Here is a 16,423-nt window from a genome sequence, read left to right on the forward strand (position 1 = left end):
TCCCAAATGGGTCTGATGACGCAGATGCTTTGTGAACGACCAGGGCAGCCTTTCCCGTCACTCGTCCTTTTTCATCAACCCTGCCAGCGCAGCAAACGGGTTGTGCGTTGCCTTGGACGTTTTCGGCGAGCTGAGGGAGCTGTCGGAGAAGTACTGCTGATCGGTATAACGGGAGTGTTCGTTGTCGTGGCAGTACAGGCAGAGCAGTTCCCAGTTGGAGCCGTCCTGCGGGTTGTTGTCGTGGTTGTGGTCGCGGTGGTGAACGGTCAGTTCGCTCAGGCGCTTGCCGGCGAACTCACGGGCACAGCGCCCGCAGACATGCGGATACATGCGCAGGGCCTTGTCGCGGTAGCCCATTTCGCGGTCGCGCTGAGCGTCGGCCAGAATACGATCCAGCTTGGCAGTGTTGGAGGGCGGGTTGGCCGTGCTCATGGTGTCACCTGTTCGTGTGCGCATTGAAAGCGGAATGTCGGCAAGTTTAGCGCCGGATGAACAAACTCACACCTGTTGCGAGAGCAATTGGCCGTCGACCATGCGCAAACGTCGCGACAGCGAAATGGCCAGGGCGCGAATGATCTTGGCGGCGATCTTCGGTGCGTCATCGAGCATCTTGTCCAGCGAATCGCGACCCAGGTTCAGCAACTGGCAGCTTGTCGCCGCGATGCAACTGGCCGAACGACGTTCGCCGTCCAGCACCGCCATCTCGCCGAATGCCCGGCCACGGCGCAGGGTGGCGATTTCGACCTGCTGGCCTTCACTGTTGAGCTTCTGCACGGACACCGTGCCTTGATGGATGATGCACATGAACGTTCCGGCATCACCTTCGGCAAACACTGCTTCGCCCTTTTCGATGTCGGTGATGCTGAAGTAGCCCGCCACAGCGAGGAAATCGCTAGGCAGCAGGGTGTCGAACAGGCCGCAGTCCAGCAGCATGTCGCGTATGGCGTTGTTCAGGTTGGACAGTTGTTCTGACATGGTTCGGTCTTGTGTTCAGGCTTCAGTGAGGGGGGCAGATCCTTGCCCCCGATGCTAGTAAGACAGGCGTTGGGTGCCAAGTTCATTCGCCGGTTTGCAATACCTTGAAGATGAATCCGTATTCCAGCGCCACATCGCGCAAGCCTTGATAGCGGCCGCTCATCCCGCCGTGCCCGGCACCCAGTTCGGTTTTGAGCAGCAAGAGGTTGTCGTCTGTCTTTGTAGCACGCAACTTCGCGACCCACTTGGCCGCTTCCCAATACTGCACACGGCTGTCGTTGTAACCGGCGATCACCAGCATGGCCGGATACGCCTGGACGCTGACATTTTCATAAGGCGCGTAGGCCTTGATGCGTTCGTAGACCTCGGGCTCCTGCGGGTTGCCCCATTCGTCATATTCGGTGACGGTCAGCGGCAACTCGGGATCGAGCATGGTGTTGAGCACGTCCACGAATGGCACCTCGGCAATCGCCGCCTTGAACAGGTCCGGACGCTGATTGAGCACCGCGCCCATCAACAGACCGCCCGCGCTGCCGCCACTGATCACCAGTTGCTCGGAGCGGGTCAACCCCTCGGCAATCAAGTGCTCGGCGCAGGCAATGAAATCACCAAAAGTATTCTGTTTGTGTTCCTGCTTGCCGTTGCGATACCAGGCTTCGCCCAACTCGCCGCCGCCGCGCACATGCGCGATGGCGAACGCCACGCCCCGGTCCAGCAGGCTCAGGCGAGCGTGGGAGAACCAAGGGTCCAGACTTTCGCCATAGGCACCGTAGCCGTACAGATAAAGCGGCGTCGCCTGACCGGCTAGTTCGCGTTTGACCACCAGACTGATCGGCACCTGGGTTTCATCAGCAGCAGTCGCCCACAGGCGCTGGCTGACGTAGGCATCGGCATCGAAGGTGCCCAGCACCGGCGTTTCCTTGAGTACAATCTGCTCGCCGGTTGCCAGCTCCAGCTGCCGGACCTGCGGCGGACGGTTCAGCGACTGGTAACGCAGGCGAATCCGCGGGCTGTCGAATTCCAGCGAGTCCTGCACGTAAAGGCTGTACGCCGCGTCTGGCAGTTGCACCCGATAGGCGGGCAGATCCTGAGGGCGGATTTCGATGATCGGCAGGCCGCCTTCGCGCAAGCTCAGGCTGAGACCTCTGGCGTTGAGGCCGACGCCTTCGAGCATCACCGAATCGCTGTGCGGGATCAGCGTCTGCCAGTCATCACGGGTCGGAACGCCGGTCGCCTTCTCGGGGGCGTGGTACAGCGCGAAATTGATGCCGCTCTGGTTGCTGCGAATGAACCAGCTCCAGACGCCATCGAGCAGGCCGTGATCAGGAAAGTATTCATGGCCTTCGACGCGTGGCGCGAGGCAGACGAAAGCCTGCTCGGGATGCTCGGCGTCCAGCACCCAGGCTTCGCTCGTGGTTTTGCTGTTCAGCAGCAGCACCAGTTGACGTTCGGAGCTGGTGCGGAAGCAGTGCAGAAAGAAGCGGCCGTCCGGCTCGCTGAACACCAGGTCAGCGGTCCCGTTACCGAGTGTGTGGCGATACAGCTTGTGTGGACGATGCGTGTCGTCCAGCTCGCCAAAGAACAGCGTCTGGCTGTCGTTGGCCCAGGTCATGCTGCCGTCGCAATCCTCGAACGGCAAGCTGCTGACCTGGCCAGAGCTCAGTTCCTTGACGTAGAGCTGATAAACCTCGTCGCCACTGGTGTCCAGGCTGTAGGCGAGGCGCTGATGGTTGGGGCTGATGCTGAAAGCGCCGAGTGAAAAGAATCCGCCGTCGGCCAGCACGTTGGGGTCCAGCAGCAGTTCTTCCCGACTTTCGTCGACTGTGTTCGAGTCATCCGCCGGACGCGGGCAACGGTAGTGGCGTGCGTACTCGTCGCCCTCTGTGGTGCGCGTGTAATACAGATACGGACCCCAGGGCGAGGGCAGTGACAGGTCGGTTTCCAGAATCCGGCTTTTGATTTCCTGAAACAGCGTTTCACGCAGCTCGCGCTGGTCCGCCAGTTGCTCTTCTTGGTACTGGTTTTCAGCTTTCAGATAGTCGAGCACCTCTTCGGTGTCGCGGTTCTGCAGCCAGGCGTAGGGATCCGAGCCTTCGGCCTTGCGAGCGATCGGGGCGCGTGAGGTGGCATTCGAAAAGGACATGCGGGGCTCTCTTTTAAAGTGGCAATCAGATGAATTATGAGGACACGCTGCGCCGATTGAGCAACCCAGGCAAGCCGGGCCAGTGAAAAGCCGTTATCATAAGCGCCTCTTTACCTGCCTTGCCAACGGACGACATGACCGAGAACGACTATCTGATCGCCTGGAGCCTCTACGCCTTCGCCGCGCTGGGCTGCCTGTTGGTATGGTTTCTGATGACCGGCTGGATGTGGCGCTACCTCAAGGAGCCGCTGCGTGTCATCGCCGCCGTGTTGCTGCTCACACCGACGCTGGTTGATCCTCTCAAGGACGCCTACGCTCCGGCAGTAGCCATCACTGCGCTGGACCTGATGTTCAAGGTCGGTAGTAACGTCTGGACCGCCGTTTCCGATCTGGCGATGTACGGCATGTTCGCCTTCGGTGCTTACCTGCTGTTCGTGCTCATTCGCTGGCCGATCGAAAGAAGCCGCAAGGCGCGTCAACCGGCGCCGGTTGCAGAACCTGTCGATACAGACGCCGAAGACGATCCGTTTGCCAGTGACGAGCGTTACGCTCGCAAACCCGCTGCACCGTCTCCTGCCACGTCGGCACGCGGCGCTCGGGTCGAGCCGCGTCTGTAGCGTCCCGCTTCGTTGGCCTGCGCTGCAACGTGCAGCGCATGACTGCTGCAAAACGTCCTGAAGCGAGAACCTGAACATGTGTGAACTACTGGGCATGAGCGCCAATGTCCCGACCGACATCGTTTTCAGCTTTACCGGGCTGATGCAGCGGGGCGGCAAGACCGGCCCGCATCGTGACGGCTGGGGCATTGCTTTCTACGAAGGCCGAGGCCTGCGCCTGTTTCAGGACCCGGCCGCCAGCTGCGAGTCGGAAGTCGCGCAACTGGTGCAACGTTACCCCATCAAAAGCGAAGTCGTGATTGGCCACATTCGTCAGGCCAACGTCGGCAAGGTCTGCCTGTCCAACACGCATCCTTTCGTGCGCGAGCTGTGGGGCCGGAACTGGTGTTTCGCCCACAACGGCCAATTGGCCGAATTCAGTCCGAGTGTCACCTTCTATCGACCCGTGGGTGATACTGACAGCGAAGCGGCATTCTGCGACCTGCTCAACCGTGTGCGTGAAGCGTTTCCCGAGCCGGTCGAAGTCGAGCAACTGCTGCCGACGCTGATCCAGGCCTGCACCGAATACCGCAGCAAAGGCGTGTTCAATTGCCTGTTGAGCGACGGCGACTGGCTGTTCTGCTTCTGCAGCACCAAACTGGTCCAGATCACCCGACGCGCACCCTTCGGTCCGGCCCGATTGAAGGACGTTGACGTGATTGTCGATTTTCAGGCGGAAACCACGCCGCATGATGTGGTCACAGTCATTGCCACCGAGCCGTTGACCGCGAACGAAAACTGGAACGCTTACGAGCCGGGCCAGTGGAGTCTGTGGCGCAAGGGCGAATGTGTCTGCAAGGGTTCGGCCGAACCGGTCATGCCATAAGCGCACGGTCACACGGAATTCAACGCAAGAGGGATGTTCATGCTGCGAAGTTATCTGCGATTGGTCCTGTTCACGGCGGGTCTGCTGTTCGGCGTTCAAGTGCCCGGCTTCATCAGTGACTACAGCAAGCGTGTAGAAGCGCACCTGATCGAAGCCCAGCAAGCGATCAAGGGCTACAACAACACCGCTGCGCAGTTTTTCAAGGGTGATATCCAGGCGCTGATTCAGCACTATCGCAGCAGTGAAGATCCGGTGTTTCGCAGCGATGCCGACAACATCGAGACCTTGCTGACCCGCACCCACGTGCTGGAGCGTCAGTGGCTGGGGCTGCAGGGACCGTGGTATTCGCGGGCCTTCTATGTCGCCACGTCGTCCGATCCCGATATCCGTCGCGAGACCTTCAACGGCTACACCTGGCAAGTCCTGCTGGCCCCTGAAGTCATCGCCTGGGGCATCATCAGCGCATTGCTGCTGGCGCTGGTGATCGAAAGCCTTGTGTTGTTGCTCGGCTGGGTCGTGAACGGCGGACGTCGCAAGCCGCAGCTGGAAAGAGACTGGCGCTAAGCGTCCGTCTGGTTCTCACCCAAACAGGAGAAAGCCCATGGGCAGCCTGTTATTGAACTGTGATGTCGGCGTCCAGCGTCTCTGCGCAGCCCTTGGCGAGCCGTCGGCTGAGCAGAACCGCATCAAACTGTAAAACACATGAAACATGGGTGATGCTGCTGGGCCGATCATGGGACGGCCCTTGTTTCATTGCGTATATAAGCCAGCACTGTTTCAGGATCGTTCCACATCAAAACGTCCAGTATCGAAAGATTCTCGATAAAGTCGAAAGGTGCCACCACGTTATAACTGAGTGAAGAGGGCTCCAGGAAGCGAAGTTCGATACCGCGTTCCTGCCATTCGCCGGAAACAAATATATCGCGGCCGCCCGTGGCGTTGATGTATTGGCGAGCTTCCATCAAGGTGCTGATTTCCAGCGCCCACTGTCCTGCATGTTCGATGACAGGCAAGTCAAACTTCATCTCGGAACAGGTTTTCCAGTTGAACGGCAGACCCAGATAATCACACACCACTTTCAATGAGCGTGTGTTCAAATCGCTGATATGAGTGATGTCCGGTGAATCGAAGGTAAGGTCGATCAACTGCATCATCTGCCTGAAGTAAGGCGCCTTGCAGCGGTAGTGTTCCAGCTGGTTTCTGATGCGTGTGTGGGCGGCGCTGCAATCGGTGATCGTGGCGTCCTTGATCAGCGTCCCGTCTCTGGCGCTGACCGGGACCTTTATGTACTGCCACCCCCCGTAGCCGTCCAGTACCCGGTTGCGGTTCATCCAGCTCTTGCGTTTGTATTTGACGATGTCGAAGACCAGTCCGCGCTCCACTGCGGCAATAAGCTGGAAGTAACCAATATAGGGAAAAAAATAAGGCTGCATGATCCCGAGCGTTTCAATCATAAGTAACCCGCGAAGTCGCGACGGTTGCTCAGGCAAAACGATGGAGTAACGGCAGAACGACTTACTCAGTCAGCACATGACCGTCTGAATGGATGTCAGAAACCTGAGCGTAGTTCGAAGTTACAAAATGAAAGTGCTGTTGGTCGGGTTGAAAAAAGCCAGTCGATGACTGGCTTTTTTACACTGACATCCACTTATTTGGCCAGGTAGCGCATGCTTTCTTCCAGGCCGCGGAGGGTCAGCGGATACATGTGGTCTTCCACCAGATCGCGGACGATGTGGGTCGAGGCTGTGTAGCCCCACGTGTCTTTCGGGTAAGGATTGATCCAGACGATCTTCTTGAATTTGGCCATGAAACGCTGCATCCACACATAGCCTGCTTCTTCGTTCCAGTGCTCGACACTGCCGCCGGGCTGGGTGATTTCGTAAGGCGCCATCGAAGCGTCGCCGATGAAGATCACTTTGTAGTCCGCGCCGTACTTGTGCAGCAGGTCCTGGGTCGAGGTCCGCTCCGAGCCGCGGCGCAGGTTGTTTTTCCACACCGATTCGTACACGAAATTATGGAAGTAGAAATACTCCATGTGCTTGAACTCGGTCTTGCAGGCCGAGAACAGTTCTTCGCAGACCTTGACGTGGGCATCCATCGAGCCGCCGATGTCGAACAGCAGCAGCAACTTGATAGTGTTGCGTCTCTCAGGGCGCATCTGGATGTTCAGCAGGCCGGCATCGCGGGCGGTGTGGTCGATGGTGCCGTCGATGTCCAGTTCGTCGGCTGCGCCCTGACGAGCGAACTTGCGCAGGCGGCGCAAGGCAACCTTGATATTGCGCGTGCCCAGTTCCACCTGATCGTCCAGGTTCTTGTACTCGCGCTGATCCCAGACCTTTACCGCCTTGCCCTTGCGTTCACCTGCGTCGCCCACCCGGATGCCTTCAGGGTTGTAACCGCCCGAGCCGAACGGGCTGGTGCCTCCGGTGCCGATCCATTTATTGCCACCGGCATGGCGTTCCTTCTGTTCTTCCAGACGTTTCTTGAACTCTTCGATCAACTTGTCGAGGCCGCCCAGTGACTGGATTTGCGCCCGCTCTTCTTCGCTCAGAGAACGCTCGAACTCCTTGCGCAGCCAGTCTTCGGGGATCAGTGCCTGCAAGTGGTCGTCGAGCTTTTCCAAGCCATTGAAGTAGGCACCGAACGCCCGGTCGAACTTGTCGAAATGGCGCTCGTCCTTGACCAGAATCGTGCGCGCCAGAAAGTAGAACTCGTCAATGTCGGCAAAAATGACCCGCTGTTTCAGCGCATTGATCAGGTCCAGCAACTCGCGCAGGGACACCGGCACCTTGGCCGCACGCATTTCGTTGAACAGGTTGAGCAGCATGGCTGTCGCCCTTTTTCGTAGCAGGGTAAATGAAGAGGATCAGCGATTGCCGCGACGGCTCATGAACGCCAGCCGTTCCAGCAATTGCACGTCCTGTTCGTTCTTGACCAGGGCGCCGGCCAGCGGCGGAATGGCCTTGGTCGGATCGCGCTCGCGCAGCACCGCTTCGCCGATGTTGTCGGCCATCAGCAGCTTGAGCCAGTCCACCAATTCAGAGGTCGACGGCTTTTTCTTCAGGCCAGGCACCTTGCGCACGTCGAAGAACACGTCCAGCGCTTCGCTGACCAGGTCTTTCTTGATAGTGGGATAGTGGACGTCGACGATGCGCTGCAGCGTTGCGCGGTCTGGAAAGGCGATGTAATGGAAGAAGCAGCGACGCAGAAAGGCGTCCGGCAGCTCTTTTTCGTTGTTTGAGGTAATGATGATGATCGGGCGCTGCTTCGCCTTGATGGTCTCGTCGATTTCGTAAACGTAGAACTCCATCTTGTCGAGTTCCTGCAACAGGTCGTTGGGGAACTCGATGTCGGCCTTGTCGATTTCGTCGATCAGCAGGATCACGCGCTCTTCGGACTCGAAAGCTTCCCAGAGCTTGCCCTTCTTCAAGTAGTTGCGCACGTCGTGAACCTTGTCCACGCCCAGTTGCGAGTCACGCAAACGGCTGACGGCATCGTATTCGTAAAGCCCCTGATGGGCCTTGGTGGTCGACTTGATGTGCCAGGTGATCAGCCGGGCGCCGAATGACTCGGCCAGTTGCTCGGCAAGCATGGTCTTGCCGGTGCCGGGCTCACCCTTGACCAGCAGCGGACGCTCCAGAGTGATCGCCGCGTTGACCGCAAGCTTCAGATCGTCGGTGGCGACGTATGCCGGGGTGCCTTCAAACTTCATCGATGAATCCTCTCGCAGTCCATGCGCGGCGAAGAGCCCGCACGCTGTAGTAGTGGCGAATATGCCCCGACTATAACGTGCGTACCGGACCCCTGTGAACGCAGACGCCCCATTCAGTTCTTGAATGGGGCGTCACGGTTTGACTGCGCAAAATTGTAACGCGGGCTTCAGGTATCGCTAATTTGGCGATACCATGCGCGGCATGTCTACCAAGCACAGATTCAGGGATAAATACAGAATTCAGCTCAGGGAGAAACATCATTTGCCACCGCACGTCCATTTGACTGGAGGTGGGCTGGATGTACTGATCGGTCCGGAAAGGATAGAAGTCCTTAAAGGTCACGCCCCGGCTGCTGTTTTGAAGGAAACGCTCGAATGGATACGTATTCACCGTGAAGCACTGATGGAGGACTGGAGACGATGGCATCCATGAAACGACCCCGTCTCAAACATGTTCAGGCCTTGCCCGATTACCGTCTTGCCCTGACATTTATCAATGATCAGCAGTTGATACTCGATATGAGTCAGGACCTGCATGCCTGGCCAGGGCTTCATCTCTTGAAGGATCCCGATGCATTCGCCAGCGCGCAGGTGGGCGATGATGGCTGGACGGTCGAGTGGCCGGAGCCTGACATCCAGATAGGTGCGGATACGTTGTATCTTGACGCTCAGGCGCAGGCTGCAACTGATGAGAACACACGAATTTTCATAGGCTGGCGTGCGCGTACCGGTTTGCCTTTGTCGCAGGCCGCGCAAGCGCTGGGTGTCAGCACGCGGAGCATCACTCGTTACAGCAATGCGCGCGAAGTGACACCTCGTACACTGGCGCTCGCATGCCTTGGATGGGACGCGCTCCAGCAGCCCTCAAAGGCTGCCGAAAATACAGGCGTTTATCGTACAGACAAGAAAGACTAGGAATCCTTGCTGCTCTCATAACGCGCATTGAACGCCTGTACGAATGCGTTACGCAGAATCTGCCAGAACGCCTGAAAGCCGCTGATGTCCTGCTGGTTGACACTGCCGCTCAGGTCGACACGGGTGGCGAACTGGTTCTGGCGCTGGTTTTTCAGCACGGTTTCGCTGGTGCCGACCAGCGCTTCCCAGATCGAGCGAAACACGCCCTTGTCCTTGTCTTCGACGTCCTGATGCCAGTTGAACACGTCGACGTTGCGCAGCAGCGGTTTGATGTAACCGCTCAACTGGCCTTTGTCGGCCTGAGCCTCGATCACGAGGTCACCGTTGCCCGCATTGAAGTCGAACTTGCCGTAGGCCGATGAGAAGTCGTTGAGCCTTTTCAGCTGAATGCCGGTCGCTCTGAGACGAAAATCGAAATCCTGAAAGTTGTTGAACGGGTCGAAGCGGGCAGTGCTCTCCAGCTTGGCGTGCCCCAGCAAGCGCGCCTTGCCTTCGAAGCTGGCGTCACGATTGCCTTCGACATCCACCACATTGGTCAGGTTATAGAAACTGGCGTTGACCTGGTCAGCCTCGATTTTTACCTTGGGCGTGGAGTTGAAGTTGTTGAAGGTGATCCGTCCGTTGCCGATGCGCACCTCGTTGAGGGTTACAGGCAGGAGCTTGTTCAACTGGGTGCGCCAGTCCGTGCCCTGACCAGTCTGGGAGGCCTGTTTGTTGTTGCCGCCATCGACAAAGTTGATTTCCGGGTCGATAAATAAAACCTCGGCGACGACGGCGTGGTCGTACCAGAGTGAATGCCAGCTGACCGCCAGCTCGATGATCGGCGCTTTCACGAACGGCACGGGCACTTTGCCGTCGACCTTGACGATGTTCAGCCCTTTGATCCGGTATGCACCCCGCCAAAGGGCCAGATCCACGTCAGTGACCTGACCGCGGTAATCACCCATGTCGGCGAGTTTGTCATTCAGGTAGTCACGCACCAGATAGGGCAGGGCAATGTTGATCCCGATCAGCAGAATGACCAGAGCGGCCAGCGTCCATAGCGGCCAACTGTAGCGACGTTTCATGACACGAGTCTCCGGTTGCAGTGAAGGGTTGACTGCGTTCGGCAGCATCGGTTCGGTGATACTGGACGCCCAACCGCTGGCGGCATAGGCTTTATTTATTTAACCGATGTGCATAAGGACATCTTCATGAGCCGTATTTACGCTGATAACGCCCATTCCATCGGCAACACGCCGCTGGTGCAGATCAACCGCATCGCACCGCGCGGTGTCACGATTCTGGCCAAGATCGAAGGGCGTAATCCGGGCTACTCGGTAAAGTGCCGCATCGGCGCCAACATGATCTGGGACGCTGAAAGCAGCGGCAAACTCAAGCCGGGCATGACCATCGTCGAGCCAACCTCTGGCAATACCGGTATTGGTCTGGCGTTCGTCGCGGCGGCGCGAGGCTACAAGCTGATGCTGACCATGCCTGCCTCCATGAGCATAGAGCGTCGCAAGGTGCTCAAGGCGCTGGGTGCCGAACTGGTCCTGACCGAGCCCGCCAAGGGCATGAAAGGGGCCATCGCCAAGGCTGAGGAGTTGCTCGCTGGCAACCCTGAGCAGTACTTCATGCCCGGTCAGTTCGAGAACCCGGCCAACCCGGCGATTCACGAGAAGACCACCGGCCCTGAAATCTGGAACGACACCGACGGCGCAATCGACGTGCTGGTGGCGGGTGTGGGCACGGGCGGTACGATCACAGGCGTGTCGCGCTATATCAAGCACACCGCACGCAAGCCGATTCTGTCGGTGGCGGTCGAGCCTGACGGCTCGCCGATCATTACCCAGGCCATGGCCGGTGAAGAAATCAAGCCCAGTCCGCACAAGATTCAGGGCATCGGTGCCGGTTTCATCCCGAAAAACCTCGACCTCTCACTGGTCGACCGGGTTGAACGGGTGACCGATGACGAGTCCAAAGCCATGGCACGTCGCCTGATGCAGGAAGAAGGCATCCTGTGCGGTATTTCCTGTGGTGCGGCGATGGCTGCGGCCGTGCGTCTGGCCGAGAAACCGGAAATGCAGGGCAAGACCATCGTGGTGATCCTGCCGGATTCCGGCGAACGCTACCTGTCGAGCATGTTGTTCAGCGACCTGTTCACTGACCAGGAGCTGTCGCAGTAACACATCTTGGGCAGTGCGTGCTTCATGCGGACGGTTCAAGGGTTTATGATGGCCACCTTTTCAGCGCCAGATGATCGTTACAGGTCATCTGGCGTTTCTGGTCCTTCACATTGACCGACTGTCGGCGTTACGTTCAGCGTTGTCTGCCCGCTCCAAGGAGAGTTTCATGACCCTTTCATTTGCTGCCAAGGCATTGATCCTGATGCTTTTCCTGGGCAGCACGCTGTACGTGCATCTGCGCGGGCAGGCCCGGTTGCCGTTGCTGCGTCAGTTCGTGAACCATTCGGCGCTGTTTGCGCCCTATAACGCGCTGATGTACCTGTTTTCCCGCGTGCCGTCCAAGCCATACCTGGATCGCAGCAAGTTTCCCGAGCTCGATGTGCTCAAGGACAACTGGGAAACCATCCGTGATGAAGCGATGCACCTGTTCGACGAAGGCTATATCCGCGCCGCCGAGAAGAACAACGATGCCGGTTTCGGTTCGTTTTTCAAGAAAGGCTGGAAGCGTTTCTACCTGAAATGGTACGACAAGGCGCTGCCTTCGGCCGAAGCGCTGTGTCCGAAGACCGTTGCGCTGGTCAACAGCATTCCCAACGTCAAGGGTGCGATGTTTGCCCTGTTGCCGGGTGACAGCCACCTCAATCCACACCGCGACCCGTTTGCCGGTTCCCTGCGCTATCACCTGGGCCTTTCCACGCCCAACTCCGATGATTGCCGGATCTTTGTTGATGGCAAGGAATACTCGTGGCGTGACGGCGAAGACGTCATGTTCGACGAGACTTACGTGCACTGGGTCAAGAATGAAACGACCCAGACCCGCGTGATTCTGTTCTGCGACATCGAGCGTCCGCTGACCAACCGTCTGATGACCCGCCTGAACCGCAGCGTCAGCGCCTTTCTGGGCCGTGCCACCGCACCGCAGAACCTTGACGACGAGCGCGTCGGTGGCATCAATCAGGCGTACGCGTTCAGCAAGCGTTTCAGCGATACCTTCAGTGGCAAGGTCAAGCAGTTCAAACGCAGCAACCCCAAGGCCTACCGCGTGCTGCGCCCTGTGTTGGCGGTGCTGGTCCTGACCTTGTTGGGGTACTGGCTGTTCGGTTGAAAAAACGCCTGTCCAGTCAGAGGTCGGCTCGGGTTACAGATTGATGCTCATGTGGAGGTCCTTCCATGTCGCAGCCTCAGACCCATGCCGATCTCGCGAACGATCTGCCGCGCCTCGATGCCCAGTTGCATCGTTTCTGTTTGCCGACATGACCCTGCGCCACATTCGAGAGCGGACGCGGAGCGTCCTGGGAGGCGTTCCCACGCAGATTGGTGCGGCGCAGCGGCAGTTGATGGGTGTGATCAGTCCGCCTCTACACTGATCGTGCCCATCGCTCCGCGTGGGCATGCCGCCCGTGACGCTCCGCGTCACAAATGGCACAGATGCCGTAATCAGTGAGCCGAACACATGGCTCAAGTTATCTTTTCGATCTCAACTCAAGCTCACATGCCGACTCAACAACGCGCGCAATGCCGCAGGCTTGACCGGCTTGGGCAGGTAGTCGAGCCCGGCGGCGTGCATCTGGGCGATCAGTTCGGGGCGTCCGTCGGCGCTGATCAACACGCCCGGCACCGGCTGGCCGAGGCGGGTTCTCAGCCAGGCCATCAGCTCAGTGCCGGTTTCTCCATCGTCCAGGTGATAGTCCACCAGCGCGATCTGCGGATGGACACCATTGTTCAGCAAGACCTCACATTCCTGACGATTGCGCGCAGTCCATACCTGACAGCCCCAGCGTGACAGCAGGCTGTTCATGCCGATCAGGATGCTGTCTTCGTTATCGACGCAGAGCACCTGCGTGCCATTCAAGGCCGGACGATTTATTTCCACCAACTTGGCAGGCATCGGCGTCTGTGCCGACGCGAGCGGCACCTGCACGCTGAACACGCTACCTTTCCCGGTCCAGGAACGAACCTGCAACGGATGCTCGAGAATACGACACAGGCCATCAGCAATCGCCAGGCCCAACCCAAGGCCTTTGGCGGCGTGAGTCTGATGGCTGTCCAGACGCTTGAACTCCTCGAAAATCACCTGGCGCTTGTCTTCGGGAATACCCGGTCCGCGATCCCATACCTCAAGGCTCAGGTGTTCACCCTGACGCCTCACGCCCAGCAGGATCGGCCCGCTGGCATAACGAAATGCATTGGTCAGGAAGTTTTGCAGCACGCGGCGCAGCAGCTTGATATCGCTGTCTACCCGCACCGCACTGCCCCTGACCCGAAACGTCAGACCCTGTTCCTGCGCCAGCGCCTTGAATTCCGCGCCGAGTGTGTCGAACAGCGTGTTGAGCGGGAAGGGCTGGCGGTCCGGGGCAATCTTGCCGTTTTCGATGCGCGAAATGTCCAGCAGGTCGCTGATCAGGTCCTCGGCCGAGCGCAACGAGCTGTCCAGATGCTGGATCAGTTGCTGGGCATCACTGGAAATGCCGTCTTCCTGATGCGAGAGCGCGGCGGAGAACAGGCGGGCGGCATTCAGTGGTTGCATCAGGTCGTGGCTGACCGCTGCCAGAAAACGGGTCTTCGATTCGTTGGCCGCTTCGGCCGTGCCTTTGGCTTCGGTCAGTGCCTGGTTCAGTTGCGAGAGTTCCTGAGTACGTTCGGTCACTCGCTGCTCAAGGCTTTCATTGACGCCCTTGAGCGCCTGTTCGGCCGCGCGGAACGCGGTAATGTCGGTAAAACTCATGACAAAACCGCCGCCGGGCATCGGGTTGCCGATCAGCTCGATGACCTGTCCGTTGGGGAACAATCGCTCTGACGTGTGCGCCCGACCCTGCCGCATCCAGTGCAGACGCCGCGCTACGTGCACTTCGGCCTCACCCGGCCCGCACAAGCCGCGTTCGGCGTTGTAGCGGATGATGTCGGCAATCGGACGGCCCACGCCAATCAGGCCTTCCGGGTAATTGAACAGCTCCAGATAGCGATGATTCCAGGCCACCAGTCGCAGCGACTGATCGACCACGCTGATGCCCTGGGTAATGTTCTCGATGGCGCCTTGCAGCAGGGCACGGTTGAACTGCAGTACCTCGGAGGCTTCGTCGGCGATGCGCACCACGTCTTCGAGTTGCATGTCCCGGCCTTCGATGGCCGCCTTGACCACTGCCCGGGTCGACGAGGTGCCGAGCACACCGGCCAGCAGGCGTTCGGTGTGGGCGATCCAGTCGCCCGTGGCGTTCTGGTTGGGGTTGAAACTCTTGCCCTGACGGTAGGCAAAACGGGTGAAGCTCTGTCGGGCGCGTTCTTCCCCGACAAAGCGTGCTGACAGGCTGAGCAGGTCCTCGATCTGCACCGCCAGCAATGGCCGCATGTAGGCGCGCCCTTGGGTTTCCTGACCGATGAAGCGACCTGCCTGCCAGTGCTCGGTCACTCGCGTGCGTGACAGCATCGACACCCAGGCGAACAGCGTGCAGTTGCCGGCCATCGACAGCAGTACGCCCTGGGTCATTGGCGTGATCGGCAAATCCAGCGGGTTGCTGTGCAGCCAGGCCAGCAATGGAAAAGCGTGCAGCGACCAGCCCATGCCGTGGGCAGCGACCGGCAGGACCAGCGTGTAGAACCAGATGAAAATCCCGGCAGCCAGACCCGCGAACACACCGCGGCGGTTGGCCTGCTTCCAGTACAGCGCGCCGAACATCGCAGGCGCGAGCTGGGTGATGGCCGCAAAGGCGATCTGGCCGATGGTCGCCAGGCTCGCGGTGGAACCGAGCATTCGGTAACTGACGTAGGCGAGCAGCAGAATCATCACGATGCTGATACGGCGCACCGAGAGCATCCAGTGTCGGAACGCTTCGAACGGTCGCTCGGTGTTCTTGCGGCGCAGCAGCCATGGCAACAGCATGTCGTTGGAAATCATGGTCGAGAGGGCGACGCAGGCCACGATCACCATGCCGGTTGCAGCCGACGCGCCGCCGATGAATGCCAGCAGTGCCAGCGATGGGTGTGCATGGGCCAGCGGCAGGCTGATCACGAAGGAGTCGGGCAGCATCGAGTCAGGCAACAGCATCTGCCCGGCCAGCGCGATAGGCACCACGAACAGCGCGGCCAGCGCCAGATAGGCCGGAAACACCCACTTGGCCAGATTCAGATCCTGCGGCTCGATGTTTTCGACCACCGTGACGTGAAACTGCCGGGGCAGGCAGACAATCGCCATCATCGCCACGCCAGTCTGCACGAACATCGACGGCCAGTTGATCGTGTCCTGCCAGTATTCTTCAAGGCGCGGCGCCAGCTTGGCCTGGTTGAACAGGTCATCGAAGCCGTCGTACAGCCCGAAGGTCACGAACACCCCGACGGCCATGAACGCAAACAGCTTTACCAACGCCTCGAAGGCAATCGCCAGCACCATGCCGCGATGGTGCTCGGTCACGTCCAGATTGCGGGCACCGAACACGATGGTGAATAGCGCCAGAATCAGCGAGACCACCAGTGCCGTGTCCTGCGCGCGGGTGCCGGTGGAGTCGGCCACGGCTCCGATCAGAATATTCACCCCCAGCACAATGCCTTTGAGCTGCAGCGCAATGTACGGCAGCATGCCGATCAGGCAGATCAGCGCGACCATGACTGCCAGCGACTGGGACTTGCCGTAGCGCGCCGCAATGAAGTCGGCAATCGACGTGATGTTTTCCTGTTTGCTGATCAGCACCATCTTCTGCAGCACCCAGGGCGCCAGCACCATCAGCACGATCGGACCCAGGTAAATCGGCAGGAACGACCACAACTGTTCGGCTGCCTGACCCACGGCACCAAAAAACGTCCAGCTGGTGCAGTAGACCGCCAGCGACAGGCTGTAGACCCAGGCACGCATGGTCGGGCGCAGCGATGCGCTGTAGCGGTCGCCATAGAAGGCAATGGCAAACATGATTGCCATATAGGACAGGGCAACGGCGGCGATCAGCCCGCTGGACAGCGACATATCGGATTCCAGAATGTATCGACAGCACTCAGTCTCGCACGACGGCTGCACTTCGTCTTTCTCGACCAAGGTCGAGC

The 16,423-nt window shown here is 59.1% G+C and carries 15 protein-coding genes; 7 read left to right on the forward strand and 8 right to left on the reverse strand.

The window, feature by feature from the left end:
- Nucleotides 1–57: 57 nt before the first annotated feature.
- The 3 genes from AO065_RS23895 to AO065_RS23905 all read right to left on the reverse strand — a co-directional run bounded on the left by AO065_RS23895 (nucleotide 58) and on the right by AO065_RS23905 (nucleotide 3,118).
- Nucleotides 58–432 (reverse strand): YajD family HNH nuclease, encoded by a 375-nt coding sequence (locus AO065_RS23895; RefSeq protein ID WP_004879266.1) that lies wholly within the window; start codon nucleotides 430–432, stop codon nucleotides 58–60.
- Nucleotides 433–498: 66 nt separating this feature from the next.
- On the reverse strand, nucleotides 499–975 hold the full coding sequence (locus tag AO065_RS23900; RefSeq protein WP_004879268.1) for a cyclic nucleotide-binding domain-containing protein: 477 nt from the start codon (nucleotides 973–975) through the stop codon (nucleotides 499–501).
- A gap of 82 nt (nucleotides 976–1,057) precedes the next feature.
- Nucleotides 1,058–3,118 (reverse strand): S9 family peptidase, encoded by a 2,061-nt coding sequence (locus AO065_RS23905; RefSeq protein ID WP_004879270.1) that lies wholly within the window; start codon nucleotides 3,116–3,118, stop codon nucleotides 1,058–1,060.
- Between the two features lie 134 nt (nucleotides 3,119–3,252).
- On the opposite strand from AO065_RS23905, the gene AO065_RS23910 reads away from it, so the two are divergent.
- The 3 genes from AO065_RS23910 to AO065_RS23920 all read left to right on the forward strand — a co-directional run bounded on the left by AO065_RS23910 (nucleotide 3,253) and on the right by AO065_RS23920 (nucleotide 5,164).
- Nucleotides 3,253–3,735, forward strand: coding sequence for a hypothetical protein (locus AO065_RS23910; RefSeq protein ID WP_004879273.1), 483 nt, complete (start codon nucleotides 3,253–3,255; stop codon nucleotides 3,733–3,735).
- Between the two features lie 76 nt (nucleotides 3,736–3,811).
- Entirely contained in the window at nucleotides 3,812–4,600 is a 789-nt protein-coding gene (locus AO065_RS23915; protein ID WP_004879276.1) for a class II glutamine amidotransferase, read from the forward strand.
- A gap of 39 nt (nucleotides 4,601–4,639) precedes the next feature.
- The gene (locus AO065_RS23920; RefSeq protein ID WP_004879278.1) at nucleotides 4,640–5,164 is read left to right on the forward strand and encodes a DUF2937 family protein; all 525 of its coding nucleotides are present in this window, start codon (nucleotides 4,640–4,642) and stop codon (nucleotides 5,162–5,164) included.
- 167 nt (nucleotides 5,165–5,331) lie between these two features.
- Here AO065_RS23920 and AO065_RS23925 read toward each other — a convergent pair whose 3' ends face one another.
- From AO065_RS23925 to AO065_RS23935, 3 genes are all read right to left on the reverse strand, one after another.
- On the reverse strand, nucleotides 5,332–6,054 hold the full coding sequence (locus AO065_RS23925; RefSeq protein WP_004879280.1) for a WbqC family protein: 723 nt from the start codon (nucleotides 6,052–6,054) through the stop codon (nucleotides 5,332–5,334).
- Between the two features lie 194 nt (nucleotides 6,055–6,248).
- A complete protein-coding gene (locus AO065_RS23930; RefSeq protein ID WP_004879282.1) occupies nucleotides 6,249–7,427 on the reverse strand; it encodes a vWA domain-containing protein in 1,179 nt (392 codons plus the stop codon).
- A 39-nt stretch (nucleotides 7,428–7,466) separates the two neighbouring features.
- Entirely contained in the window at nucleotides 7,467–8,312 is an 846-nt protein-coding gene (locus AO065_RS23935; protein WP_004879284.1) for an AAA family ATPase, read from the reverse strand.
- A gap of 202 nt (nucleotides 8,313–8,514) precedes the next feature.
- Here AO065_RS23935 and AO065_RS26845 point away from each other — a divergent pair, with 202 nt between their 5' ends.
- Nucleotides 8,515–8,745 carry a DUF4160 domain-containing protein gene (locus AO065_RS26845; RefSeq protein WP_004879298.1) on the forward strand — a complete coding sequence of 77 codons (231 nt, stop codon included), beginning with the start codon at nucleotides 8,515–8,517 and terminating at the stop codon, nucleotides 8,743–8,745.
- Nucleotides 8,742–9,227: a DUF2442 domain-containing protein gene (locus AO065_RS23940; RefSeq protein ID WP_032650284.1), complete on the forward strand. Its 486-nt coding sequence runs from the start codon at nucleotides 8,742–8,744 to the stop codon at nucleotides 9,225–9,227. The genes AO065_RS26845 and AO065_RS23940 overlap by 4 nt, the downstream gene beginning before the upstream one ends.
- On the opposite strand, the gene AO065_RS23945 is transcribed toward AO065_RS23940, so the two are convergent.
- Nucleotides 9,224–10,294: an AsmA family protein gene (locus tag AO065_RS23945; protein WP_004879303.1), complete on the reverse strand. Its 1,071-nt coding sequence runs from the start codon at nucleotides 10,292–10,294 to the stop codon at nucleotides 9,224–9,226. The two genes, AO065_RS23940 and AO065_RS23945, sit on opposite strands and share 4 nt — an antisense overlap.
- 126 nt (nucleotides 10,295–10,420) lie before the next feature.
- Here AO065_RS23945 and cysK point away from each other — a divergent pair, with 126 nt between their 5' ends.
- Nucleotides 10,421–11,395 (forward strand): cysteine synthase A, encoded by a 975-nt coding sequence (gene cysK, locus AO065_RS23950; protein WP_054540852.1) that lies wholly within the window; start codon nucleotides 10,421–10,423, stop codon nucleotides 11,393–11,395.
- Between the two features lie 166 nt (nucleotides 11,396–11,561).
- Nucleotides 11,562–12,500, forward strand: a complete 939-nt coding sequence (locus AO065_RS23955) for an aspartyl/asparaginyl beta-hydroxylase domain-containing protein (RefSeq protein ID WP_004879311.1) — start codon at nucleotides 11,562–11,564, stop codon at nucleotides 12,498–12,500.
- A 372-nt stretch (nucleotides 12,501–12,872) separates the two neighbouring features.
- Here AO065_RS23955 and AO065_RS23960 read toward each other — a convergent pair whose 3' ends face one another.
- Nucleotides 12,873–16,346 (reverse strand): hybrid sensor histidine kinase/response regulator, encoded by a 3,474-nt coding sequence (locus AO065_RS23960; RefSeq protein ID WP_004879319.1) that lies wholly within the window; start codon nucleotides 16,344–16,346, stop codon nucleotides 12,873–12,875.
- Nucleotides 16,347–16,423 lie beyond the last annotated feature (77 nt).

This window comes from Pseudomonas viridiflava (assembly GCF_001642795.1).
GTDB lineage: Bacteria > Pseudomonadota > Gammaproteobacteria > Pseudomonadales > Pseudomonadaceae > Aquipseudomonas > Aquipseudomonas viridiflava.

What these genes read in the sequence shown, in the direction of transcription:
- AO065_RS23895 (WP_004879266.1), bottom strand. Translation starts at nt 432, where the DNA reads ATGAGCACGGCCAACCCGCCCTCCAACACTGCCAAGCTGGATCGTATT.
- AO065_RS23900 (WP_004879268.1), bottom strand. Translation starts at nt 975, where the DNA reads ATGTCAGAACAACTGTCCAACCTGAACAACGCCATACGCGACATGCTG.
- AO065_RS23905 (WP_004879270.1), bottom strand. Translation starts at nt 3,118, where the DNA reads ATGTCCTTTTCGAATGCCACCTCACGCGCCCCGATCGCTCGCAAGGCC.
- AO065_RS23910 (WP_004879273.1), top strand. Translation starts at nt 3,253, where the DNA reads ATGACCGAGAACGACTATCTGATCGCCTGGAGCCTCTACGCCTTCGCC.
- AO065_RS23915 (WP_004879276.1), top strand. Translation starts at nt 3,812, where the DNA reads ATGTGTGAACTACTGGGCATGAGCGCCAATGTCCCGACCGACATCGTT.
- AO065_RS23920 (WP_004879278.1), top strand. Translation starts at nt 4,640, where the DNA reads ATGCTGCGAAGTTATCTGCGATTGGTCCTGTTCACGGCGGGTCTGCTG.
- AO065_RS23925 (WP_004879280.1), bottom strand. Translation starts at nt 6,054, where the DNA reads ATGATTGAAACGCTCGGGATCATGCAGCCTTATTTTTTTCCCTATATT.
- AO065_RS23930 (WP_004879282.1), bottom strand. Translation starts at nt 7,427, where the DNA reads ATGCTGCTCAACCTGTTCAACGAAATGCGTGCGGCCAAGGTGCCGGTG.
- AO065_RS23935 (WP_004879284.1), bottom strand. Translation starts at nt 8,312, where the DNA reads ATGAAGTTTGAAGGCACCCCGGCATACGTCGCCACCGACGATCTGAAG.
- AO065_RS26845 (WP_004879298.1), top strand. Translation starts at nt 8,515, where the DNA reads ATGTCTACCAAGCACAGATTCAGGGATAAATACAGAATTCAGCTCAGG.
- AO065_RS23940 (WP_032650284.1), top strand. Translation starts at nt 8,742, where the DNA reads ATGAAACGACCCCGTCTCAAACATGTTCAGGCCTTGCCCGATTACCGT.
- AO065_RS23945 (WP_004879303.1), bottom strand. Translation starts at nt 10,294, where the DNA reads ATGAAACGTCGCTACAGTTGGCCGCTATGGACGCTGGCCGCTCTGGTC.
- cysK (WP_054540852.1), top strand. Translation starts at nt 10,421, where the DNA reads ATGAGCCGTATTTACGCTGATAACGCCCATTCCATCGGCAACACGCCG.
- AO065_RS23955 (WP_004879311.1), top strand. Translation starts at nt 11,562, where the DNA reads ATGACCCTTTCATTTGCTGCCAAGGCATTGATCCTGATGCTTTTCCTG.
- AO065_RS23960 (WP_004879319.1), bottom strand. Translation starts at nt 16,346, where the DNA reads ATGTCGCTGTCCAGCGGGCTGATCGCCGCCGTTGCCCTGTCCTATATG.